Annotated in this window: 23 protein-coding genes and 1 tRNA gene; 23 read left to right on the forward strand and 1 reads right to left on the reverse strand. The window is 35.5% G+C overall.

What is annotated here, in order from left to right; all coding sequences use genetic code 11:
• Window positions 1–15 precede the first annotated feature (15 nt).
• The 14 genes from AC1RPJ_RS04825 to AC1RPJ_RS04890 all read left to right on the forward strand — a co-directional run bounded on the left by AC1RPJ_RS04825 (window position 16) and on the right by AC1RPJ_RS04890 (window position 13,435).
• Complete coding sequence (locus AC1RPJ_RS04825) at window positions 16–1,104, forward strand: WxLIP family cell surface protein (protein WP_481761463.1); 1,089 nt, start codon at window positions 16–18, stop codon at window positions 1,102–1,104.
• A gap of 22 nt (window positions 1,105–1,126) precedes the next feature.
• Complete coding sequence (locus AC1RPJ_RS04830) at window positions 1,127–1,453, forward strand: LPXTG cell wall anchor domain-containing protein (RefSeq protein WP_481761462.1); 327 nt, start codon at window positions 1,127–1,129, stop codon at window positions 1,451–1,453.
• A 273-nt stretch (window positions 1,454–1,726) separates the two neighbouring features.
• The gene (locus tag AC1RPJ_RS04835) at window positions 1,727–2,935 is read left to right on the forward strand and encodes an Ig-like domain-containing protein (protein WP_481761461.1); all 1,209 of its coding nucleotides are present in this window, start codon (window positions 1,727–1,729) and stop codon (window positions 2,933–2,935) included.
• 327 nt (window positions 2,936–3,262) lie between these two features.
• Window positions 3,263–5,827, forward strand: coding sequence for a hypothetical protein (locus AC1RPJ_RS04840; RefSeq protein WP_481761460.1), 2,565 nt, complete (start codon window positions 3,263–3,265; stop codon window positions 5,825–5,827).
• A gap of 86 nt (window positions 5,828–5,913) precedes the next feature.
• Window positions 5,914–6,630, forward strand: a complete 717-nt coding sequence (locus tag AC1RPJ_RS04845; RefSeq protein ID WP_481761459.1) for a WxL domain-containing protein — start codon at window positions 5,914–5,916, stop codon at window positions 6,628–6,630.
• A 25-nt stretch (window positions 6,631–6,655) separates the two neighbouring features.
• Window positions 6,656–7,417, forward strand: a complete 762-nt coding sequence (locus AC1RPJ_RS04850; RefSeq protein WP_481761458.1) for a WxL domain-containing protein — start codon at window positions 6,656–6,658, stop codon at window positions 7,415–7,417.
• Between the two features lie 58 nt (window positions 7,418–7,475).
• Window positions 7,476–8,225: a WxL domain-containing protein gene (locus AC1RPJ_RS04855; RefSeq protein ID WP_481761457.1), complete on the forward strand. Its 750-nt coding sequence runs from the start codon at window positions 7,476–7,478 to the stop codon at window positions 8,223–8,225.
• Between the two features lie 66 nt (window positions 8,226–8,291).
• Window positions 8,292–9,032: a WxL domain-containing protein gene (locus tag AC1RPJ_RS04860; protein ID WP_481761456.1), complete on the forward strand. Its 741-nt coding sequence runs from the start codon at window positions 8,292–8,294 to the stop codon at window positions 9,030–9,032.
• Between the two features lie 30 nt (window positions 9,033–9,062).
• The gene (locus AC1RPJ_RS04865; protein WP_481761455.1) at window positions 9,063–9,650 is read left to right on the forward strand and encodes a WxL domain-containing protein; all 588 of its coding nucleotides are present in this window, start codon (window positions 9,063–9,065) and stop codon (window positions 9,648–9,650) included.
• 26 nt (window positions 9,651–9,676) lie between these two features.
• Complete coding sequence (locus tag AC1RPJ_RS04870) at window positions 9,677–10,444, forward strand: WxL domain-containing protein (RefSeq protein WP_481761453.1); 768 nt, start codon at window positions 9,677–9,679, stop codon at window positions 10,442–10,444.
• A gap of 31 nt (window positions 10,445–10,475) precedes the next feature.
• Window positions 10,476–11,567, forward strand: a complete 1,092-nt coding sequence (locus AC1RPJ_RS04875; RefSeq protein ID WP_481761452.1) for a WxLIP family cell surface protein — start codon at window positions 10,476–10,478, stop codon at window positions 11,565–11,567.
• A 22-nt stretch (window positions 11,568–11,589) separates the two neighbouring features.
• On the forward strand, window positions 11,590–11,961 hold the full coding sequence (locus tag AC1RPJ_RS04880; RefSeq protein ID WP_481761451.1) for an LPXTG cell wall anchor domain-containing protein: 372 nt from the start codon (window positions 11,590–11,592) through the stop codon (window positions 11,959–11,961).
• Window positions 11,962–12,275: 314 nt separating this feature from the next.
• Window positions 12,276–12,581, forward strand: coding sequence for a hypothetical protein (locus AC1RPJ_RS04885; protein WP_481761450.1), 306 nt, complete (start codon window positions 12,276–12,278; stop codon window positions 12,579–12,581).
• 515 nt (window positions 12,582–13,096) lie between these two features.
• Window positions 13,097–13,435, forward strand: coding sequence for a hypothetical protein (locus AC1RPJ_RS04890; RefSeq protein WP_481761449.1), 339 nt, complete (start codon window positions 13,097–13,099; stop codon window positions 13,433–13,435).
• 293 nt (window positions 13,436–13,728) lie between these two features.
• Here the strand turns inward: AC1RPJ_RS04890 and AC1RPJ_RS04895 are convergent.
• Window positions 13,729–13,800 (reverse strand) — tRNA-Arg (locus AC1RPJ_RS04895).
• A gap of 67 nt (window positions 13,801–13,867) precedes the next feature.
• On the opposite strand from AC1RPJ_RS04895, the gene rpoN reads away from it, so the two are divergent.
• From rpoN to secG, 9 genes are all read left to right on the forward strand, one after another.
• Window positions 13,868–15,205, forward strand: a complete 1,338-nt coding sequence (gene rpoN, locus AC1RPJ_RS04900; RefSeq protein ID WP_481761448.1) for an RNA polymerase factor sigma-54 — start codon at window positions 13,868–13,870, stop codon at window positions 15,203–15,205.
• A 229-nt stretch (window positions 15,206–15,434) separates the two neighbouring features.
• Window positions 15,435–16,463: a sugar-binding transcriptional regulator gene (locus AC1RPJ_RS04905; protein ID WP_481761447.1), complete on the forward strand. Its 1,029-nt coding sequence runs from the start codon at window positions 15,435–15,437 to the stop codon at window positions 16,461–16,463.
• 60 nt (window positions 16,464–16,523) lie between these two features.
• A complete protein-coding gene (gene gap / locus AC1RPJ_RS04910) occupies window positions 16,524–17,543 on the forward strand; it encodes a type I glyceraldehyde-3-phosphate dehydrogenase (RefSeq protein WP_409022216.1) in 1,020 nt (339 codons plus the stop codon).
• A 105-nt stretch (window positions 17,544–17,648) separates the two neighbouring features.
• On the forward strand, window positions 17,649–18,839 hold the full coding sequence (locus tag AC1RPJ_RS04915) for a phosphoglycerate kinase (RefSeq protein ID WP_409022217.1): 1,191 nt from the start codon (window positions 17,649–17,651) through the stop codon (window positions 18,837–18,839).
• 54 nt (window positions 18,840–18,893) lie between these two features.
• The gene (gene tpiA / locus AC1RPJ_RS04920; protein WP_481761446.1) at window positions 18,894–19,649 is read left to right on the forward strand and encodes a triose-phosphate isomerase; all 756 of its coding nucleotides are present in this window, start codon (window positions 18,894–18,896) and stop codon (window positions 19,647–19,649) included.
• 113 nt (window positions 19,650–19,762) lie between these two features.
• Window positions 19,763–21,091 (forward strand): phosphopyruvate hydratase, encoded by a 1,329-nt coding sequence (gene eno / locus AC1RPJ_RS04925; protein WP_481761445.1) that lies wholly within the window; start codon window positions 19,763–19,765, stop codon window positions 21,089–21,091.
• Window positions 21,092–21,252: 161 nt separating this feature from the next.
• Window positions 21,253–21,573 (forward strand): bacteriocin immunity family protein, encoded by a 321-nt coding sequence (locus tag AC1RPJ_RS04930; RefSeq protein ID WP_481761444.1) that lies wholly within the window; start codon window positions 21,253–21,255, stop codon window positions 21,571–21,573.
• Between the two features lie 134 nt (window positions 21,574–21,707).
• Window positions 21,708–23,255: a ClC family H(+)/Cl(-) exchange transporter gene (locus AC1RPJ_RS04935; protein ID WP_481761443.1), complete on the forward strand. Its 1,548-nt coding sequence runs from the start codon at window positions 21,708–21,710 to the stop codon at window positions 23,253–23,255.
• An 87-nt stretch (window positions 23,256–23,342) separates the two neighbouring features.
• Window positions 23,343–23,588: a preprotein translocase subunit SecG gene (gene secG, locus AC1RPJ_RS04940; RefSeq protein WP_409022224.1), complete on the forward strand. Its 246-nt coding sequence runs from the start codon at window positions 23,343–23,345 to the stop codon at window positions 23,586–23,588.
• Window positions 23,589–23,643 lie beyond the last annotated feature (55 nt).

Consider the following 23,643-nt stretch of genomic DNA (forward strand, 5'->3'; position numbering starts at 1 on the left):
AAGAGGATTTTTACATTGAATAAAAAATTTTTTGGAATCATAATGGCGTTTGTGGCAGGATTGGTTTTATTTAGTGGACAAGTTCAAAAAGCGAACGCTGCTGAAATGAACTTTGCCGTTACTGCAAATCTTCCAAGTAATCAAGTTGATAAGCGCCAAACCTATTTTAATTTAAAAATGAAGCCTAATCAGAAACAAGATGTTACTGTCACATTGAAAAATTCGACTAATAAAGCAGTTGTCGTAATGGCTGAGGCAAATACAGCTGTAACCAACGATAACGGTGTGGTTGAATATAGTCATGTGAAACCAAAACTTGATAAAACAATGGTAAATCCTCTATCTTCAATTGTTAAGTCGGATAAAGAAGTGACAATTCCAGCCAAGAAAAGTGTTGTGCATACGTTCCATATCACAATGCCCGCTAAGAAATTTAATGGCGAAATCGATGGTGGATTATACTTCTATGAAAAGATCGACAAAGATAGTGAAAAAAAATCAAAGAGTAACGTTCAAATTAAAAACCGTTATGCATTTGTGATTGGGACAACGTTAACTGAAACAGATGATGTTGTTAAACCTGATATGAAATTACTTAAAATTGAACCAGGTTCAGTTAATTTCCGTAATACATTGAAGGTAAATTTACAAAACCCAACAACAACACCTATTCGTAATTTAAAGGTAGCCGGAAAAGTCTATTCAAGAAATGGGGATGAAGCCTTACATGCTTCAACCACTTCGAATATGACAATGGCTCCCAATACGAATTTTAATTATGGTATTTTTTGGGACAACCAACCCTTTAAACCTGGTAAGTACCGTCTAGAAATGACGGCAACTTCTGGTGTGAATAAGTGGAAATGGACTGAAAACTTCACAATTGATGGCGCAACGGCAGATAAATTGAACGAAAAGGCAGTTGACTTAGAAAAAGATTATACAATGTGGTATATTCTTGCAGGAATCTTCTTACTTCTACTTGTATTATTGATTATTTGGTTCTTAGTTCGTCGTAATAAAAAAGATAAAGAAGAAGCTGTCGCAGAAGCAAAACGACAAATTTTATCAGAATTACAAACTGGTGAAAAAGAAGATAAGTAGTCGAAATGGGTGAGGTATGGTTATGGGGAAAAAAATAACGAGTACTTTAGTAATTGGTCTTTTGGGGTTATCTTTTAGTTTAGGTGCATTCGGTAATACCGCAGAAGCGGCTAGTTATACAAGTGAAATGGGAATTGAATTTGTAGGTAAAATGCCAACAACTTCTCAGGTGACACCAGATCCAGACGGGAGAACACCTGTCTCAAAGAATGTTGCATCGAATCAAAACAGATTACCTCAAACCGGTGAAATAAAAGGATCAGGATTATCAATGATAGGATTTATTCTTTTATCAACCGCAGGATTAATTGGATGGGTTAAATATAACGATTCAAAGCAATCAAAATAAAGAATAGTTAAAATTAAAGTAGGCTACCTTCGTATTTATATGAAGATAGCTTATTTTTTTTGCTTATTATCTAAGTCCAATTTAGTTAAAATTAAAAATATACTAGTGGTTAAATTTGCAAAAGAAAGCGTTAACATGATAAGCTGTGTTTAAGGTATTAATAAAAAAATAAATATAAATATAAGGAGGTATTAGTAATGCTCTAACTAATTTTTTTATGGAGGGCCTGTATCAAATAATTGTTTATAAACCAAAATAGAGGAGATGAATAAAATGAACAAAGTAGAAATGAGTCAGACAAAGAAGAATGTGATTAAAACGGTAGCGGTGGTTGGATTATTGAATTCAGTAATGATTTTAGGGGTAGCTAATAATTCCGTAGATGCTAGTAACCATGAAAAGCAGGTGGCGACAGCTAAAGTAGGTACGAAAGAATTAGGTGTTATTACAAGAGGCTCAATGAAAGTATCTGGAACGGGTGCAAGTGGTCTACACTTACAAGGTAATAATACAGTGACAACAGGTACATTAGATTTTGATTATGAAGGAAAGTCGATTATTTCGGCAGGAATTAATGAATCGACAGACTATGTCTTGTCAGTTCCTTCAGAGTTAGTTCCACTTTTTAACCATGATTCGTTCAATAATTATATAACAGGAAATTTCCAATTTAATAACGGAAGTAAATATACGTATAATAAAAATGATATCCGAGTTGAGGATAATGGTAAAACATTACGAATCAAAAATCCATCTCATTCTTGGATTGCATTTGCCGACTTCAAAGTTCATTTATCTCTTGATATTGGGCAAATGGTAACAGATACAGGTATCAGAGTAGCGGACGCAGAAAATAACTCAAGTTATATATTTAATAGTGGTTTAGTAAAAAATGGTGCGCCAATTGATTGGGACGTGTTGGGTTCATATAATGCTTCTGACACGTTGCCAACATATCACCTAGACCCGGGTTGGGCACTTTTGAAAGAAATTCCAACCGTTGAAACAATTTTTGATACAGATACAACGGTATCAGGTCGTGGTGTTCCAGGTGCTAAAATTGAAGTTAAAGTTGGCGATAAAGTTATAGGGACAGGTATCGTTGATGAAAATGGACTTTACGAAGTTACTATTCCTAAACAACATGAAGATACAACAGTTAGTGTTCGTCAGAATACAGGTGTTGGTTGGAGTGATGTGAAAACTACGGTAGTTAAGCATAAAGATGTTACGATTGCTAAACCAACTGTTGATTCTTATTATCAAAGTGATAAATATTTAACAGGTACTGGAGAAACAGCTGGAAATACAATTATTATTGCTGATGCAAGCGGTAATGAAATTGCTAGAACAGTCGTACAGTCAGATCTTAGTTTCTCTGTACAAATTCCAGAACAAGGAGCCTATACACTTCTTTATATAACTGAAACAAATGGGACAGAAATAAGTCTTGCAACGGTAGTTCCAGTTCGTGAAGGGTAACCAAAATAAACTGTAAATTGGCAAAAGTAATTCATCATTTTTTTTGATGAATTACTTTTGTATTAAAACAAAATCGATAAAGCGGTTACTTCATAAATTAGATAAATATTTTTTAATTAAAAAAATATGTTTACATTTAAATAGATTATAGGTAAACTGGCTATGTCGCAGTAACCAGATAATAAGTTTGCGATTAGGTTACAGCTAAGTTAACGAATAAATCTATTAGGAGGGACTAGGGGGTCACAACTAATCAGCTAGACTAATGAGTTAAATATAGTAATGTTAGGTATAAATAGGCAGCAACTATAGGGGGAGGACTAAACAATGAAAGGGCATAACAGTAATAAAAAAGAACGAATCTCAGCAACGTTAATGACGGGAATTATCTTAGCAGGAGTGATGACAGGTAGCATTGTTAACGTGGTTAACAATGAGGGCCCAGGAACTTCTGTCCAAGCTAAAGAGCTAGATGAAACCGTTAAACCTCAAACAGCATCTTCTGAAAAAACAACCGAAAAAAGTACATCGATAAAAGCAACAAAAGAAGAAATAACAAGCGAAGTAGCAACTAAAGAAGAAGTAACGAAAGCACCAACAAAAAAAGTAGCAACGACTAAAAAAAGTGAGACAGCAGTACCAGCTGCTGGTTATGTTGGTCCATCACAAGGGGCCATTAATACTCAGTGGAGTACTACCGATGTGGCATCAAATTCTAAAAATGAGTATGTGTCACTTACAGGAGGCGGGAAGTTAGTAAATGGTGTTCCAACAAACAACGCGGGAAAAGCAGATGATACAGCGACTCCTGTTTTATATTTTGGTAATGCAGCATTTAATTTCCAACCAAGTGCGCTGACAAATAACGATTCTTACAGTGAACAGGGTAATGCATCTAGTTGGGCATTTACGAAGGTTGGTGCCAGTGGAAGAAATCCTAATCCAAGAAAGTCTTATGGAATTATCATTAATAATGCTATTCCAAAAGATCGTGGATATGGGTATGCAGCAGAAAGTAACACGACGCCTAATACAATTGAAAGTGCTGTAAAACTTGGACCAATTACAGATTACCATCTTTATAAAAATAATGATGGTACTGGATTCAAAGCTACAATGTACGATGTAACATATAAGGTGAGCTATACATTTGAAGAAATGTATGATGCAGCAGGTGGTATATATAGTTATTTCAGTATCACAAATAATGATACTGCAACTCGAGCTATTGGTGCAGCTCAGGGGGTCGATACTTTGGTTGATAAGGATGACGTCCCTGTAAAAAGTTTGGGACCTAACAATGGATTTAAAATGGTAAGTGATAAACATACCTTGAATTACAGATTGAAGGATCCCGGTAATAATACTAGCTTGGGTGGTTGGACTAATTATTCAGCTGGGAAAGCTACCGGTACTGGTATATTAGATATATCAAATATAAGTAGTTATTTCAAAGGTGGAGCTGTAGGAACTGGAATGGAGACATCAGTGCTTGATAAAATTATAGCTATCAACGACATTAGTCAGCCAGATACTCCGTTTAAGGGAGATAGTGCTTTTGTAATAAAAGCTAATCCTAAAACGTTAGCCCCAGGAGAAACATTAACGACAGGTTCTTACTTAACTTATAAAGAAACGACACCAAGTATTCCACCTGTTGCAACTGTAACACCATCAACAATTAATGCTTATGCGGATCAAACAGATTCATTTAAAATTGTAGGTAAAGTTTCAGATGAAGATAGTACAAAGGGATACATTCAAATTAAGTATCCAGATGGGTCAATATCATCGCCAGCAGAGAATACTTATGAAACAACAAAAGATGGTGTCGATTATTCTGCAAAGATTGACCCTACAAAATTAAAAGTAGGTGCAAATAAAGTTATAGTAACTGCGATTGATGCTGGAGGTACCGAACAATTAAAACCAGTTACCGTAACTGTCAACTTATTCAAGTTGGGTGCAACTGCTATTCCACAAAAAATTGATGTTGGCGGAACCGTTACAATAGATGAAACAAAATTAATCAAAGATTTAACAATTATGAATACTAATAAACATACATTAGAAATTGATCCTACAAATCCATCAAATAAACCACTTGATAACACAAAAGTTGGTTTCTATATACAAGATATGATTTTGACGGATACGGATGTGACACCTAATGAAACTGCTAAAGTTGCCGTTCCTGTCAATGTAATAGATGGTGATACCGTCGTTGATGGTGATTCTGTAGTTTACGCTAAGGATTTTAGTACGGACAGTAAATCTATCTCGGGATTAACAGAGACTAAATTAAATGAGTTCATATTAACAGAGAGTTCGGCTAAAGGTTGGATACTATCAACTGGTGCTGATTCTAAAGTTACAGTTAAATCAACGACACTTACACCAACTTCTAGTGCTGGTGACTATGAAGCAGTTATTGTAAATGCTCAGGGTGTTGAAAAAACGATTAAGATCACAGTTGCAGGTGGTGGTTTAGCAATTACTGCAGCCTCTGATGAAATGACTTTTGGTTCAAAAGATGGGGTAATGTTGCCTTACAGTGGAGAAAATTTCAATCTTCAACGTACTGCTGAAAATACTGTATCAATTTCTAATCTAGGCAAAACAGCTTGGACATTGAAGGCTAGCGTTTCAAAACCTTTAACAGATGGATCTAACACATTGAAAGGTGTTTTGAAATATATAGATGCAACTGGAACTGCACAAGATTTAGATACTGGTAGTACAGAGGTTGGTTCAGGTCAGACAGAAGAAACTAAAGATGTCACTTGGGCAGCCGATAAAGGTGTTGTTGCTGAACTTAATGGAAGCAACATGTCACTTAAAGCAGGTAAGTATGCAGGGGAAATAACATGGACACTAACGGATGCGCCTTAATCCTAATCCTTGCTTAATTAACGTTAATCATTAGCATTTTGCTAATATTATAAAAACATCAAAATCTGACGAGGGGAGTAGATACGATGATAAAAAGAAAGTTAATTTTGGGAGTTCTTTTAGGTAGTATGGTACCGGCTGGTTTTACCGTAACGCAAGCTTTGGCAAGCGAAACAGTGAATTATCAGTCGCATGCAACTATTGAATTCGTGAAAAATACTGACGGTACACCGCCAGTTGATCCAACAAATCCAACTGATCCGTTAAAACCGGTTAAACCAGTTAATCCTGGAACAGATGGACCATTATCAATTGATTACGTTTCGAACTTACAATTTAGTCAACAACAAATTTCTGGTAAAGACAGTGTTTATTATGCACAACTTGACCAGTTAGTTGATAAAAACGGTAAGGTTGGGGAATATCCAAACTATGTTCAAGTAACGGATAATCGTGGTTCAAACGCAGGCTGGAAACTAACTGTTGCACAGACCAATCCATTTATGAATGGTAAAAATAAATTAGATGGAACGATTATTACGTTAATGAATGGAACAACTAACGGAAGTAGTAATATGAGTCAGCCGACAGCTAGTCAAGCAGCCATCAATCCAGATGGCAAAGCAGTTACTGTGATGACAGCCAAGGTCGACAAAGGTATGGGAACATGGACAGACCGTTTTGGTAAAGATAATACAGCTGCCAAACAAAGTGTGTCATTACTTGTTCCAGCTGAATCAAACAAAGTAGCAGGGGCTTATAAGTCTGAATTAACATGGACTTTGACAGATGCTAACTTATAAAAAAGGTTATATAAAGGGGAAATAAATGATGAAAAATTCAAGTAAATTATTATTAAGTACATTATTAGGCGTAGGTGTGACAGGTGCCATTATGACAACTGCTCATGCATCTGAAACACAAACATATACATCACACGGTAAAATTGAATTGACTAAAAATGATGGTACAACAGATCCTGGTATTACGGATCCAACAGATCCTGGACATACTATTGATCCAACAGATCCTACAAACCCAACAGATCCAGGTACTGGTGGCCCATTATCAATCGATTATGTTTCTAACTTTAACTTTGGTGCTCAAAAGATGTCAGGTAACAACGAAACATATGACTCTCAATTAGTGACAGTTAAAGATGCATCCGGAGCTGATAAAGATCTTGCAAACTTCCTACAAGTTTCAGATAACCGTGGAACAGTAGCAGGTTGGAAACTTACTGTTCAACAAGCAAAAGCATTTACAAGTGAAACAACAAAATCAGAATTAGATGGGACAACAATTACGTTATCTAATCCTGAAGCAACTAATGCTGATAATAACGCATCAAAACCAAAACCAACATTAACAAATAGCGTTGACATTTCAGCTACATCAGGGGACAAAGTTGTTATGCAAGCAAAAGATGGCGCAGGTTCTGGTACATGGTCTGAATCCTTTGGTAACGCAACAACAGATGCTGCTAAAGCCAAAGCTTCTGTTAAATTAGCTATCCCTGGTGATAGTAAAAAAGTTGCAGAAAAATACACATCAGATATTACATGGACACTTACAGACGCTAACTTATAAAATCTAAATTAGTCAATAAAAAATAAAAATGGTTATTAATTAAAAGGGGAAATAAATTATGAAAACAACTAAAATCGTTACAAGCGCAATTATTTTATCAACATTAGGTTTAGCTGCAGCACCTGCAGTACATGCTGCAGATTATACATCAACAGGTAAGGTTGGATTTATGGAAAATACAGATCCAACAACACCCGTTGATCCAACGGATCCAACAGGCCCAGTAGGCCCAACGGATCCAACAGACCCAGATAATCCTCAACCAGGAACACCTGGCCCATTATCAATTGATTACGTTTCTAACTTTGATTTTGGTTCAAAAAATAAGGTTTCTGGAGACGATACAACTTACTACGCTGCACCTGTTAAATTAGCTGATAAAGATGGTAAAGAAGTTACAAGAGCTAACTACCTACAAGTAACAGATAAACGTGGATCAAATAAAGGCTGGAAATTGTCAGTTAAACAAGTAAAACAATTTAACGATAGTAAGACTGATTTAGATGGCGCACAGCTAAGTATGGGAACACAAACTTTAAATTCTAAAAATATTGGCGGAACAACAGATCCAGCTATAGCTAAAGCTACAATTACAACATCAATTGGTGCTGACGTTGCTGTCTTAGATGCTGGTAAGGATCAAGGTATGGGGACTTGGACAGATTCATTTGGTGTCTACGATGCTGATGCTACAAAAGATACAGCAAGTAAAGCTGTCTCATTGAAAGTACCTGGTAATTCAGCTAAAACGGTCGGTTCATCATATACAACAGATTTAACATGGACATTAACAGACGCTGGTTTATAAAATTAAGTCATATCACTTTCTAATAGGCTACAAAAAAATAGGGAATTAAAAAAAGGGGAAATTAAAATGAAAACAACTAAAATCGTAACAAGCGCAATCGTATTAACAACATTAGGTTTAATTGCAGCACCAGCTGTAAATGCAGCAACAGTAGGATCACTTCCAACAAAAGGTAGCGTTGGTTTTACAGATAATACAGATCCAACAGGTCCAGTTGATCCAACAGATCCAACAGATCCAGTTGACCCAACAGACCCTCCAATTAACCCAGGAACAAATGGTCCATTATCATTAGATTATGTTTCAAACTTTGATTTTGGTTCAAAAAATAAAGTTTCTGGTAGTGATACAACTTACTACGCAGCTCCTGTTGAAATAACAGATTCTAAAGGAACAGCAAAAGAAGTAGCTAACTACTTACAAGTAACAGATAACCGTGGATCAAATGCTGGTTGGACAGTTAATGTTAAGCAAGAAGGCGCATTTACTGACGGTACAAAAGAATTAACTGGTGCTCAATTGAGTATGAAAGATCAAACATTTAATTCAACAAATATGGATGCGACAACAACACCATCAATAATTGGTGATAAAGATAATAATAGTGTCGTTGCTCCTACAGTTGGTAGCGATGTTAAGGTTGTTACTGCTACAGACGGTCAAGGAATGGGAACATGGACTGATTCATTTGGTAAAGATGCTAAAGCTAAAGCCGTTTCATTAACAGTACCTGGTAAAACAGCTAAAAATCTTGGAACAATATATACAACAGATTTAACATGGACATTAACAGACGCAAACTTATAAAAATTGGGTTAACAAAAGGGGAAATAAATTATGAAGAAAACAGCAATTGCAACAGCAGCACTTTTAACCGTTACTTTGTTTTCAACAGTAGCACCAGCAGTACATGCTGCTGATGTAACATTACCTTCATCAGGTGATGTCAACTTTGTAGCTGATCCTGCTACTGGAGCTGGAGAAATTAAATTGACAAAGGCACCAAGTGTTGATTTTGGAGATCAAAAAATTAGTGGATCAGATGCAAAATATGATGCAGCTACTATTACAGATTCTATCGTTGTTGATGACAACCGTGGTTCAAATGAAGGTTGGAAATTAACAGTTGCCAACACACAGTTTACCGGCTCAAAAGAATTAGCTGGGGCTAAGTTAACATTGACGCCTGGAACTGTTTCTAATAATAATGGGGCAAGTTATAATGCTACCCAACCAACAGCGGATATGGTTTTAGACGGATCTAGTCAAAGTGTTGCAGTAGTAGATGCAGCTAAAGACATGGGTATGGGTACTAACACGTTACCTGTTACTAAGGCAACCTTAGACGTACCTGGTGCATCAACTAAATTAAAAGAAAAATATACATCAGTAATTACATGGACGTTAAACGACGCACCATTATAGGATGCAGAAAGGGATAGGTTAAAACAATGAGCTTGAAAAAAAACTTACGACTAGTAGTAGCCATTGTCCCCCTCCTTGCAATTTCAATAATGGGAAATTCAGTGGCTGATGCAGCAGTAGCGCCTGATGGAAAAACTGCAACCACAGCGGCTAACTTAACATTACTTGCAAAGTCTGGTCCAGTTGATCCATTAGATCCGACAAAACCAGTACAACCAATTAATCCAGTTACGCCAACTACTGGTGACCTGAGGATAGATTATATTTCTGATTTACATTTTGGTACTCAGAAAATTTCAGGAAATAAAAAATCTTATTATGCTGCTTTTGATAAAGTAGCTGATTTAACAGGACATCGTGATGAAGCTACAGGTGAGTGGGTTATAGATAAGCTCACGGATGCAGATTATAGGGATGTACCTAATTACGTTCAGGTTACAAATAATACGACAGGAAACTGGTCGTTGACGGTTAGTAACACATCATTTAAAAGTGGTGCTAATGAACTTAAGGGTACTGTGCTTACAATAAAAAATGTAGCATCGAAAACAGATAACGGAGATCCTGATGCCGGTTTATTTACCGATAGTATATTATTAAAAGGTGACGGTGCATCATATCAAGTAGTAGATCCAACTGCCAATACTAATCCCACAGGGACCTGGACAATAGCAATGGGTGATGCAACAACAGGTAATAAATCAGCGAGATTGGATGTGCCTGGCCCGGCTGAAAAAGTAGCTGGTGAAACATATACGTCGACATTAAACTGGACATTGACGGCGGCTCCATAAAGTTAATTTGAGAAGAAAGAGGATTTTTACATTGAATAAAAAATTTTTTGGAATCATTATGGCGTTTGTGGCAGGATTAGTTATATTTAGTGGACAAGTTCAAAAAGCGAATGCTGCTGAAATGAACTTTGCTGTTACTGCAAATATTCCAAACAACCAAATTGATAAGCGCCAAACGTATTTTAATTTAAAAATGAAACCGAACCAAAAGCAAGACATTACTGTCACATTAAAAAATTCGACTAACAAAGATGTTACTGTAATGGCTGAAGCAAATACAGCGATTACAAATGATAACGGAGTGGTTGAATACAGTCACGTGAAACCAAAACTTGATAAAACAATGGTAAACCCTCTATCTTCAATCATTAAGTCAGATAAAGAAGTGACAGTACCGGCTAAGAAAAGCATTGAGCATACATTCCATATCACAATGCCCGCTAAGAAATTCAATGGCGAAATTGACGGTGGCTTGTACTTCTATGAAAAAATTAACAAAGATAGTGAAAAAAAATCAAAGAGTAACGTTCAAATTAAAAACCGTTATGCCTTTGTTATTGGGACAACGTTAACTGAAACTGACGATGTTGTTAAGCCTGATATGAAATTACTTAAGATTGAGCCCGGATCAGTTAATTTCCGTAATACATTGAAGGTAAACTTACAAGATCCAACAACAACACCAATCCGTAACCTGAAAGTTGATGGAAAAGTCTATTCAAGAAATGGTGATAAAGCACTACATGCTTCAACCACTTCGAATATGACAATGGCTCCAAATACAAACTTTAATTATGGCATTTTCTGGGATAACCAACCCTTTAAGCCTGGTAAGTACCGTTTAGAAATGACGGCGACTTCTGGGGTACATAAGTGGAAATGGACAGAATATTTCACAATTGATGGCGCAACGGCAGATAAATTGAACGAAAAAGCGGTTGACTTAGAAAAAGATTACACAATGTGGTATATCCTTGCAGGAATCTTCTTGCTATTACTTCTATTGTTGCTCATCTGGTTCTTAGTTCGTCGTCGTAACAAAAAAGATAAAGAAGAAGCTGTCGCAGAAGCAAAACGACAAATTCTAGAAGAATTACAAACTGATAAAAAAGAAGATAAGTAGTCAAAATAGACGAGGTATGGTTATGAGAAAAAAACTAATGAGTGTTTTAATAATTAGTCTTTTGGGGTTATCTTTTAGTTTAGGTGCATTCGGTAATACTGCAGAAGCGGCTAGTTATACTAGTGAGGTTGGAATCGAATTCGTTGGTAAAATGCCAGAGAAAACGAAACCAACCACACCGACAACAAGACCAACAACAACGTCCCCCACGACGCCAACAACTTCACAGGTAACACCGGATGGGAAAACACCTGTCTTAAAAAATGCAGCAAAAGGTCAAACCAGTTTACCTCAGACTAGTGAAATGAAAGAATCAGGACTATCAATGATGGGCCTTGTTCTGTTGCTAGCTATGGGATTAGTTGGCTGGTTTAAAAGAAATTATGCAAAATAATTAAAATTTAATAGTTTAACTAAAAAGAGTTTTTCCTCGTAAAAATACGAGGAAAAACTCTTTTTTTATTGCGATATTTATTAAAGGTTCTATTACAACTGTTGTTGATAAATATATTACAGAGCCCTTAATTTAAGAGGTTGGGTTTTTGCTTAAATATTAAATTAGATTAACGTTATGGTTAAATCACTTTGAAGTAATGTTGAAATTATGATAGCATAAAAATGTTGTTAATGAAAAAATAGATTAAAGTAATAGCATTTAAGGGTAGTTTTATCCCACAGTATATTCACAAAATATTAAAAGGGGATAGTATGGGAAAAATATATATAGAAATATTAGCGACTATCGGGATACAAATAATACCCTTTATATTTATCATAGATGGATATATCCATAGAAATGGTATTGGCTTAAATAATGGTGATGGGTTACTTGTTTTAGGTGTTTTATTATTATTTGGAATGGGTATTATATATACTATTACGTATTTATTAGATGTAATGATTAAAAGGCATAATAAGTACTTAGTACCTAAATTTAAATACTTATTATTAATGTATTGGGTATTTCTAGATGTTATTATAGTAATTTATTTAAGTTTTAGAAATTTCTTTTAGAGTAGGAAAATCAAATTTTTCATCAACATTCGGGAAAAGGTAAATATGTTGAGGTATATAAAATAAAGGAATAGCCATATTATGCTGCGGGTTCATTTAACCCTATTTATATTCATAAAATAACATCATATTAAGGAGCTAAAAATGTTGAAACTTTTAAAAAATTCCAAAGTATTACATTCATTTTTTAATATTATATTTATTATAGAAACTTTTAGTTTATTTCTTGATACTGCATTTTCATTAGGCGGAATGGGAAGTCAACATATAGATCTATTCCTTTCAGTATCAAGTATAATCGTTCTTTTACAATTTTTTATGCTGATTGTCCAATTTAATTATTTCGATAAAATAATAATAGTAATCCTTTCAATGTTTAATATTGTATTAAACGCAATTATGTTGATCATTGAGATTAATAATGATTGTTATCTTCCTACATTAGAATCCTTCCTGGTAGCTATTTTGATTTCACTGTTCTTTATATGTAAATACTATAAATCAGGAGAAACTAAATGATTAGAAAAGTAATCAATTCAAAAATAATAGCAATCAGTTTAAATATAATATTAATGATTCTTGCAATTATAATGATTGTTCATGCTCTTTCAGGTAAATTCTATAGTGAAGATGTATTCATGTTATTAGTAGGGAACATTGAGATAATTATGATTTTATTACAGAATAAATTATGTAAATATCGTGGTATTATAATACTATCAATTTTTAATGTGATTTTAAATGTAACTCTATCAAATTTGGTTTATACAGACCCGTTAGTTTGGGCTTGTTACATTGGGTCAATTATTTCTATCTTCTTTATGATTAAATTCCCAAAAATGACTTCGTATTAAAATGGGTGATTACGGTAAAAAGAGCTAAACAGAAAATCCTATCTCTTAATTGAGGTAGGATTTATTTTTTATGAAACGTAATGGTAACGATTACAATCCAACTATATTAACGATTTTAATTTATTATTGATTGAACTAATTTTTTTCTACTATGTTGCTTATTATATTTTGTAGTGTGGTAAGAACGCCATGGCTATCTTAAGAAACATGATATATAATTAATGTAAGCGAAAACAAAAAACCTTATATCAACATATAAGGTTTTTCAAAAGAAAATATTTTAATTTTAACGATGCGCCATGAGGGAGTCGAACCCTCAGCTCAAGAACCGGAATCTTACGTGCTATCCATTACACCAACGGCGCAGTATAGTTAATAGTTTAGCTGAATTACGTAAAAAAAACAAGTAACGAAAGCGGAGGTTGAGAAATAATGGCTATTGAACAGAAATTTAAGCAACAACAAACGCAAATTCAAAAACTGGCAATGACACCAGAGCTCCAACAATCAATTAAAATGTTGCAATATAATATAGAAGATTTACAAGAATTTGTCACTGAAAAAATGATGGAAAACCCTTTGATTGAAGCTGTTGACGACAATCAGAGAATCCAAGCAGGGGAGTCTCGTTATAAAGTTAATCTAACAACAAATGGTGATACTGATTATATGAATTCAGTCAGTGATGATGAATCACAATCTTTATTGGATTATTTATTGGAACAAATTTATCTAACGATGCGTCAAACACCGCTTAGAAAGGTTGTTCTTTACTTAGTAGATTATATTGAACAGACGGGCTATTTTAATGCTAATTTGGATGATTTAGCAGAAGAATCAGGAATACCACCCATTATGTTATTAGATGCGTTAACCTTGATTCAACGCTTAGATCCGCCCGGTGTTGGTGCACGTAATTTACAAGAAAGTTTAATGTTACAGATTGATTCTGACGATTTAGCGCCTGAATTGGCATATACAGTCATAAAAGATGATTTTGATAACTTTGTCGATCGTAAATGGTCGGACATAGCAAAAAAATATCGTGTTAATCTTTCAGAAATTCAAGAAATATCAGATTTTGTTCGCACATTATCACCTAATCCAGGTGCAGGATTTGGGACAACTAGAATTGGTAAAATCTATCCAGATTTAGTTTTGAAAAAAAGTAATAATGAATTAACATTATTCAAAGTTCGCGGTGCACAGCCTGAAGTTGTTTTTCAACAAAAATATTTTGATGATATGTCAAAAGACCAAGATCCTGAAGTAATCAAATATTTAACTGAAAAGAAACGGGAATATGAATGGCTAGTTCATGGCTTGAAACAACGAGGCGATACCATTTTAAAAGTAGGACAATATATTTTGAAATATCAGGCTGACTTCTTCACTGATAAAACCAAACCAATTAAGCCATTACTTTTACGGGAAGTTGCAGCCGCTTTAGGTGTTCACGAATCAACAATTAGTCGAACCGTTAATGATAAGTACATTGAAACAGAATCTGGTGTTTATGAAATAAAATCATTCTTTGGACAAATCGCAAATAAGAACAAAAAGAATGCTGAAGAGCTATCTTCAAAAACGATTATGACAACTATGCAGACTTTGATTGAATCTGAAGATAAAACGAAACCTTTCTCTGATCAAAAAATAGTTTTACAATTAATGAAACAAAACATCGATATTTCGAGACGAACAGTTGCAAAATATCGTGAAAACCTGAACATTCCATCGTCATCAGCAAGAAAACGCTACAAGGATTAGGAACAATTATGACCTTATCTCATATATCAAACGTCAATTGCTGACATGGCAGATAGTCGTTTGAAGTGCTTGCAAAGTATGAAACAACCTGATATAATTTGTCTTGTAATAAAGGTATGAAGACACTTTGATTAATGCAGAATGTTATCGTGCTTTGTTTTTTTAGAATTAATGGGTCATAATGCGACACTGTGGGACAAATAATGCCCCATAAGAGAGCAGGTGCAGTATGCATCATGAATTAGAGTGGATCGAAGCAATTGCACCAGACATGATTAAAGTTTTAAAACAAAGATATTTTGTTTTAAGACAGATTGAATGGATGATGCCTGTTGGTCGCAGAATGTTGGCAGCAACTTTAAATCTAAGCGAACGCGTTATGAGAACCGAAACAGATTTTCTGCGTAAGCAAGAACTTATCGTCGTTGGTAAGTCAGGAATGACGCTAACGGATAGAGGTATATCAGTACTACATGGCCTTGAAAAAGTGATGGATAATTTAGTTGGTGTTCGACAGGATGAACAAGAGTTGAGTCGAATTTTAGGCATTGAACATTGTTTGATTGTATCAGGCGATTCCGATGAACAACCTAAAGTTTTAGAGTCAATGGGTAAGAGTCTAGCTGCTAAGTTAGCACTCTTATTGCCAGAAGGTAAAAATTTAATTGCGGTAATGGGTGGCACAACGATGGCTCAAGTAGCTGATCAGTTGACAACACGTCTTTCAATTAAGCGCGATTTAACTTTTTTACCAGCCAGAGGTGGTGTTGGTGAATCAGTAGATATACAAGCCAACTCGATTAGTGGTAAGATGGCATTACACACAGGCGGCAAACATAGAGCCTTGTATGTACCTGAACAACTAAGTGAGAAAACGTACGAGCCTCTTCTTGAAGAACCGAGCATTCAAGAAGTTTTGAACTTAATCAAGGAAAGCAATGCTGTAATTCACAGTATTGGAGAAGCAATGCATATGGCTAAGCGTCGTGACATGTCTAGTGGTATAATAGACATGTTGAAAGAGGACAAAGCTGTAGGTGAGGCATTCGGATATTTCTTTGATGCTCAAGGCAAGGTCGTTTATAGGATTCCTCGTATCGGTTTACAAATAGAGGATCTCACGCACATAAAATGTATTTTCGCAGTTGCAGGTGGCCATTCTAAGGCCGAAGCAATTGTGGCATACATGAAACTTGCACCTAAACAGACGTGGTTAATCACGGATGAGGGTGCCGCAAACTCGATTTTAAAAAAGTAGTGTGCAAACACGCTTTTTAAAATAAATAAATCTTCATTTCCTAAAGGAGGAAATTTAAGTATGTCAGTAAAAGTTGGTATTAACGGTTTTGGCCGTATTGGTCGTTTAGCTTTCCGTCGTATTGCTGAAGTTTCAGATAACATCGAAGTTGTAGCAATCAACGATTTAACTTCTCCATCAATGTTGGCTCATTTATTAAAATATGATACAGCCCATGGTAACTTCGACGCAGAAGTTAGCGCAACAGATAATGGTATTGTTGTTAATGGTAAGGAAATTCCTGTATATGCAGAAGCAGATGCATCAAATATTCCTTGGGTTAAAAACAATAATGTTGATATCGTATTAGAATCAACTGGTTTTTACGCATCAGAAGAAAAAGCTTCAGCTCATATTAAAGCTGGCGCAAAACGTGTATTAATCTCAGCTCCTGCTGGTAAAATGCCTACAATCGTTTACGGTGTAAATGATGACATTTTAACTTCAGATACTAAGATTGCTTCTGCTGGTTCATGTACTACTAACTGTTTAGCACCACTTGCTGGCGCTGTTAACGATGCTTTCGGTATCGAAGTTGGTACAATGACAACAGTTCATGCTTACACAGCTACACAAAAATTACAAGATGGTCCTGACCGTGGTGGAAACTTACGTGCTGCACGCGCTGCTGCAGGTAACACAATTCCTCATTCTACTGGTGCTGCTAAAGCTATCGGTATGGTAATCCCTGATCTTGTTGGTAAATTGAATGGCCATGCACAACGTGTCCCAGTTATTACTGGTTCATTGACAGAATTGGTTACAATCTTGAAATCAAAAGATCTTACAGTTGATGAAGTAAATGCTGCTATTAAAGCAAGAACTGAAAACAACGAATCATTTGGTTACAATGCTGACGAAATCGTTTCATCAGATATCATTGGTACAAGTTTTGGTTCAATCTTTGACCCAACACAAACTGAAGTAACTGGTACTGGCGCTAACCAATTGGTTAAAACTGTTGCTTGGTACGATAACGAATCTGGCTTTACAGCACAAATGATTCGTACATTAGAAAAATTTGCTAGCTTAGAAGCATAATCTAGTTAAACTTTTTTAAAACCGCATATAACTATGCTTAGGCGGAGGGACGCAATACTCCCTCTGCCTTTTTATTTAATCAAAATTACACAGGAGGCTATTATAATGGCTAAATTAATCGTTTCAGATTTAGATGTAAATGACAAAAAAGTTTTAATTCGTGTCGATTTTAATGTTCCTATTAAAAACGGTGTGATTGGTAATGATAACCGTATCGTTGCTGCATTACCAACTATCAAATATGTAACTGAAAATGGTGGTAAAGCCATTCTTCTTTCTCATCTTGGTCGTATTAAGACTGAAGAAGACAAAAAAGAATTATCATTACGTCCAGTTGCAGAACGTTTATCTAACTTATTAAACAAACCTGTTACTTTTGTTCCTGCTACACGTGGTCCTCAATTAGAAGACGCAATTGCAGCAATGAAAGACGGCGATGTTTTAGTAATGGAAAACACACGTTTTGAAGATTTAGATGGTAAAAAAGAAAGCAAAAACGATCCTGAATTAGGTAAATACTGGGCTTCACTTGGCGACTTGTTTGTCAATGATGCTTTCGGTACAGCTCATCGTGCACATGCTTCTAACGTTGGAATCTCAAGCAACATGGAACAAGCTGCTGCTGGATTCTTAATGGAAAAAGAAATCAAATTCTTAGGTGAAGCTGTTGACGAACCAAAACGTCCATTTGTTGCTATCTTAGGTGGCGCAAAAGTTTCAGATAAGATTGGTGTTATTTCTCATTTACTTAAAAAAGCTGACAAAGTTATCGTTGGTGGTGGTATGACTTATACTTTCTACGCTGCTAAAGGTATGAAGATTGGTTCATCATTAGTTGAAACAGACAAAATTGATTTAGCTAAACAAATCATTGAAGAAGCTGGCGACAAATTAGTATTACCAGTTGATTCAATCGTTGCTGAAAAATTTGATAACGATGTTGAACACAAAACTGTTGATGGTGACATTCCTGACGGTTACATGGCATTGGATATCGGACCTAAATCTGTTGCAGAATTTAAAGATGTTTTAAAAGATGCTAAAACAGTTGTATGGAACGGACCAATGGGTGTATTCGAAATGAGCAACTATGCTAACGGAACACTTGAAATCGGTAAATTCTTGGGTACTTTATCAGAAGCTACAACAATCGTTGGTGGTGGTGATTCAACTGCTGCTGTTCAACAATTAGGTGTTGCTGATCAATTAACTCATATTTCTACTGGTGGTGGCGCTTCACTTGAATACCTTGAAGGTAAAACTTTACCAGGTATTGCTGCTATTACAACAAAATAATTTTTAATTAAATTGTCGTAAGAAACCGTCTATTAACGAAAGGAAGTTATTATTTTGCGTAAACCAATTATTGCTGGTAACTGGAAAATGAACAAAGGCCCTAAAGAAACTGCTGAATTCGTAGCAGGTCTTAAAGGTAAATTACCAAAGTTTGACGATGTTGAATCTGTTATTGCTGCTCCTGCAGTAGATTTACAAACATTACTTGATGCTGCTAAAGGTACTGACTTAAAAGTTGCTGCTGAAAATGCATACTTTGAAGATGAAGGTGCTTTTACTGGTGAAACTTCACCAAAAGTTCTTTCTGAAATGGGTGTTGACTATGTTGTTATTGGTCATTCAGAACGTCGCGAATACTTCGGCGAAAATGATGACGATATTAACAAAAAAGCACATGCTGTTTTCAATAATGGTATGGTTCCTATTATCTGCTGTGGTGAAACGTTAGAACAACGTCAAGCCGGCGAAGCAGAATCATGGGTTGCTGGACAAGTTTCTGCTGCATTAAGAGGCTTATCTGTTGAACAAGTTAATCTTGCAGTTATTGCATACGAACCAATCTGGGCTATCGGTACTGGTGAAACAGCTACTTCTGACCAAGCACAAGAAATCTGTGCAGTAATTCGTAAAACAGTTGCTGATTTGTATGACCAAACAGTTGCTGATAAAGTTCGTATCCAATACGGTGGTTCAGTTAAACCTGGTAACGTCGTAGAATTAATGGGTAAAGACGATATTGATGGTGGTTTAGTTGGTGGCGCAAGTATGGAAACTGCTTCATACTTAGACCTTGTTAACTTCAAAGCATAATTCGTATTTTAGCTGTTAAAAAGATTGAAAATGAATCAATAAACTATTAAAATAATGGTAAGGGTGTTATTGTATCCCCGCCAAAAAACGTTTTTAAAGGAGAGTACAAATTTATGTCAATGATTACAGATATTTATGCACGCGAAGTTCTAGATTCACGCGGTAACCCAACTGTTGAAGTTGAAGTTTACACAGAAGACGGCGCAATGGGCCGCGGAATTGTTCCTTCAGGTGCTTCAACTGGTGAACATGAAGCCGTTGAATTACGTGATGGCGACAAATCTCGTTACATGGGCTTAGGCGTTACTAAAGCTGTTGACAACGTAAACAACATTATCGTTAAAGAAATTGTTGGATATGATGTTACTGATCAAGTTGGTATTGATAAAGCTATGATCGCATTAGATGGTACACCAAACAAAGGTAAATTGGGCGCTAACGCTATTTTAGGTGTTTCAATTGCTGCTGCTCGTGCTGCTGCTGATGAATTAGAAGTTCCTTTATACAGTTACTTAGGCGGATTTAACGCACATGTCCTTCCAACTCCTATGATGAACGTTATCAATGGTGGATCACATGCTAACAACAGTGTTGATTTCCAAGAATTCATGATCATGCCTGTTGGCGCACCTTCTATCAAAGAAGCTGTACGTATGGGTTCAGAAACATTCCATAACTTACAAAAGATTTTAGCTGAAAAAGGCTACTCTACTGCTGTTGGTGATGAAGGTGGTTTCGCTCCTGATCTTAAGAACAATGAAGAACCATTTGAAATCTTAATCGAAGCAATCGAACGTGCCGGTTACAAACCTGGTAAAGATATTGCTATCGCATTTGATGCTGCTTCATCAGAATTCTACAATGCTGAAACTGGCAAATATAGATTACAATATGAAGGCGAAAATGGCCAAGATTATACTTCTGAAGAAATGGTTGAATTCCTTGAAGCAATCGTTGACAAATACCCAGTTATCTCAATTGAAGATGGCTTGGATGAAAACGATTGGGAAGGCTGGAAGATGATGACAGCTAAATTGGGCAACAAAGTTCAATTAGTTGGGGATGATTTATTTGTTACAAACACTGACTACCTTAAAAAAGGTATCGAAATGGGCGTTTCAAACTCAATCCTTATCAAAGTTAACCAAATCGGTACACTTACAGAAACAATGGAAGCTATCGAAATGGCTAAAGAAGCTGGTTATACAGCTATCGTTTCTCATCGTTCAGGTGAAACTGAAGATACAACTATCGCTGACTTAGTTGTTGCAACTAATGCTGGCCAAATCAAGACTGGTTCATTGAGCCGTGTTGATCGTATCGCTAAGTACAACCAATTAATGAGAATTGAAGATAACTTAGAAGAAACATCAGAATACAAAGGTATCCACTCATTCTACAACTTGAGTTCAGATGCTCGCGATACAATCGTTAACAAATAATTCTTTATGAATTAAGCGTTTCTGATTGAAAGAAGGTCCTACCTAATTTGATTTTAGGTGGGACCTTTTTTGTATTATAATAGGACGCACTATATTGAAAGGTAAAACTTATTGTTGTATAATTTAGATGTTGGAAATTATAGTTAGGAATGTGAGCGTGTATGAAAAAATCAGAGCGTATTACAATACAAGATGATCTAACATCAAAAGTTTATGATCTTATTTTAAACGAAGAAACGACAAATGAGGAACGTCTCTTATTAGTTGATTTTAAAAATAAAGTTGAGCGTGGGCAGTACTTCGAGAAGGCAGTCGCTGATTTAGCGGAGTCGTTGCGCTTATTGGCTGTAAGTAATTTAAAAAATAAAATAAAGTTAAGTGCTGACGTTGGTCGATTTTATATGGAAATTTCGACAACCGGTTTATTTAAAAAAAATTTAGGCTGGGGACTTATAGCTATGAGTATGATTTATCATCCTTAAGTGATCATTAGATTATGCTAGTTTTTAAGAAGAGTTATTCAATAGTTGAATAATTCTTTTTTTGTTACTAATGAGTTCAGCAAATAATTGGATTTTAGCATATACTAATAGAATGAAGAGGTGTGTATGGTTTTATGACAAAACAAGGTATCAAAGAGCGATTGAATTTAACTAATCTCATATTTATTTTAAGAGGGCTATTAATTGGGCTCGTTACAGGTATCGTTGTAAGTCTATTTAGGTTAGCTATTATTTATGTGCTTAAAGTCTTTATCTATTTTTACCAGGCAATTAATCAGAATATGTGGTTACTGTTTCCAATGATTCTTTTGAGTCTAGCTATGGTACTAGGTATTGGAACACTAATGAAGCAAGAGCCAAATATTATGGGATCCGGTATTCCGCAAGTAGAGGGCCAGCTTGCTGGTAATCTTGAAATGCGTTGGTGGTCAGTTTTATGGCGAAAATTTATCGGTGGTGTTTTAGGCATTGGATCAGGGCTATTCCTCGGCCGTGAAGGCCCATCTATTCAACTAGGTGCAGCAGTCGGACAAGGATTCGCAGAGATGACTAAACATACTGAATCGGAACGCCGCATTCTGATTGCAGGTGGTGGCGCTGCAGGTCTATCCGCAGCTTTTAATGCACCAATTGCGAGTACGCTTTTTATATTAGAGGAAGTGTATCATAATTTTTCACCGTTGATTTGGACAACAGCATTAGCTAGTTCAATTTCAGCCAATTATATTTCATTGCATTTTTTCGGTCTAAAACCGGCGCTACAAATGATGGATATTCAGACCTTATCATTGTTACAATACTGGCATTTGATTGCTTTAGGGCTTATTTTGGGCCTCCTAGGCTATCTGTATCAAAACGTATTACTTAAATCGACTGATTTATATAATATTCTACATAAAATTCCGATTTTTTATCGCTCAATTGTCCCTTTTATTTTAGTTATTCCGATTGGATTATACTTACCACAAACTTTAGGTGGCGGTAATGAGATTATTTTAAGTCTAGTTCAAAGTAAATCATTGACCGTTTTATTGGGACTCTTTCTTTTAAGATTTATCTTTTCAATGATATCCTATGGTTCTGGATTACCAGGTGGTATTTTTCTGCCTATTCTAACATTAGGCGCTATTATTGGCGCTGGGTATGCAACTGTTATGATAATGTTAGGGTTGTTACCAGCTAAATATATAACTGATTTTATTATTTTTGGAATGGCCGGGTACTTTGCTGGAATTGGTAAAGCACCTTTTACAGCTATTTTATTAGTTACGGAAATGGTGGGTAGTTTACATCACTTAATGCCACTAGCCATTATTTCATTAGTTTCATTTTTAGTTATTGATATTTTAGGCGGCGCACCTATCTACGATTCTTTACTTAAAAAATTAATTGGTCAAAATGAAATTGATTTGGGCGGTAAAAAGGACCGACTTGAGACGCCTATTTTTGCTGGATCAAATTTAGAAAATAAAAAAGTTTCAGAAGTAGTTTGGCCTGAAAATAGCTTATTAATCACGGTTAGACGTGGTGAAAAGCAATTAATTCCACATGGTGTGACGGTTTTAAAAGCAGGAGATACATTAGTTCTTTTGACTGAGCACCAAAATCGACCTAAACTTAAGACAGAAATGGATACATTATCCGGATTTGAATCACTTTAATAAAATAATAACGGTGGAAAATTAATGCAAACTGTGCTAAATTAGTATAGATATAGATTACGTAATTGGGTTAAGGAGGTAAATGATTTGACTAACATACTAACAATTTTAATTATCATCGTTTCAGTCTTAATGATTATCGCTGTTATGATGCAACCTGCAAAAACAAATAACGCTTCAGGTGCTTTATCTGGTGGCGGTGGTGGTGCTGACGATTTATTTAGCAAACAAAAACCACGTGGATTCGAAGCATTTATGCAAAAAGTAACCTTTGTCTTGGGCGTTTTATTTTTCTGTCTAGCTCTAGGACTTGTCTATTTGGCCTCAAAATAATAATAAAGAAAGCCTCCTGTGCAAACAATTGTTGCAGCAGGAGGCTTTTATTTAG

It is taken from the genome of Dellaglioa sp. CoH-57-MRSF-17, from assembly GCF_056782015.1.

Coding starts and splice junctions, on each gene's coding strand:
- gap (WP_409022216.1), top strand. CDS start 16,524: ATGTCAGTAAAAGTTGGTATTAACGGTTTTGGCCGTATTGGTCGTTTA.
- AC1RPJ_RS04870 (WP_481761453.1), top strand. CDS start 9,677: ATGAGCTTGAAAAAAAACTTACGACTAGTAGTAGCCATTGTCCCCCTC.
- rpoN (WP_481761448.1), top strand. CDS start 13,868: ATGGCTATTGAACAGAAATTTAAGCAACAACAAACGCAAATTCAAAAA.
- AC1RPJ_RS04915 (WP_409022217.1), top strand. CDS start 17,649: ATGGCTAAATTAATCGTTTCAGATTTAGATGTAAATGACAAAAAAGTT.
- AC1RPJ_RS04935 (WP_481761443.1), top strand. CDS start 21,708: ATGACAAAACAAGGTATCAAAGAGCGATTGAATTTAACTAATCTCATA.
- AC1RPJ_RS04930 (WP_481761444.1), top strand. CDS start 21,253: ATGAAAAAATCAGAGCGTATTACAATACAAGATGATCTAACATCAAAA.
- AC1RPJ_RS04830 (WP_481761462.1), top strand. CDS start 1,127: ATGGGGAAAAAAATAACGAGTACTTTAGTAATTGGTCTTTTGGGGTTA.
- AC1RPJ_RS04885 (WP_481761450.1), top strand. CDS start 12,276: ATGGGAAAAATATATATAGAAATATTAGCGACTATCGGGATACAAATA.
- AC1RPJ_RS04905 (WP_481761447.1), top strand. CDS start 15,435: ATGCATCATGAATTAGAGTGGATCGAAGCAATTGCACCAGACATGATT.
- AC1RPJ_RS04855 (WP_481761457.1), top strand. CDS start 7,476: ATGAAAACAACTAAAATCGTTACAAGCGCAATTATTTTATCAACATTA.
- AC1RPJ_RS04835 (WP_481761461.1), top strand. CDS start 1,727: ATGAACAAAGTAGAAATGAGTCAGACAAAGAAGAATGTGATTAAAACG.
- eno (WP_481761445.1), top strand. CDS start 19,763: ATGTCAATGATTACAGATATTTATGCACGCGAAGTTCTAGATTCACGC.
- AC1RPJ_RS04850 (WP_481761458.1), top strand. CDS start 6,656: ATGATGAAAAATTCAAGTAAATTATTATTAAGTACATTATTAGGCGTA.
- AC1RPJ_RS04890 (WP_481761449.1), top strand. CDS start 13,097: ATGATTAGAAAAGTAATCAATTCAAAAATAATAGCAATCAGTTTAAAT.
- AC1RPJ_RS04845 (WP_481761459.1), top strand. CDS start 5,914: ATGATAAAAAGAAAGTTAATTTTGGGAGTTCTTTTAGGTAGTATGGTA.
- AC1RPJ_RS04840 (WP_481761460.1), top strand. CDS start 3,263: ATGAAAGGGCATAACAGTAATAAAAAAGAACGAATCTCAGCAACGTTA.
- AC1RPJ_RS04880 (WP_481761451.1), top strand. CDS start 11,590: ATGAGAAAAAAACTAATGAGTGTTTTAATAATTAGTCTTTTGGGGTTA.
- AC1RPJ_RS04860 (WP_481761456.1), top strand. CDS start 8,292: ATGAAAACAACTAAAATCGTAACAAGCGCAATCGTATTAACAACATTA.
- AC1RPJ_RS04865 (WP_481761455.1), top strand. CDS start 9,063: ATGAAGAAAACAGCAATTGCAACAGCAGCACTTTTAACCGTTACTTTG.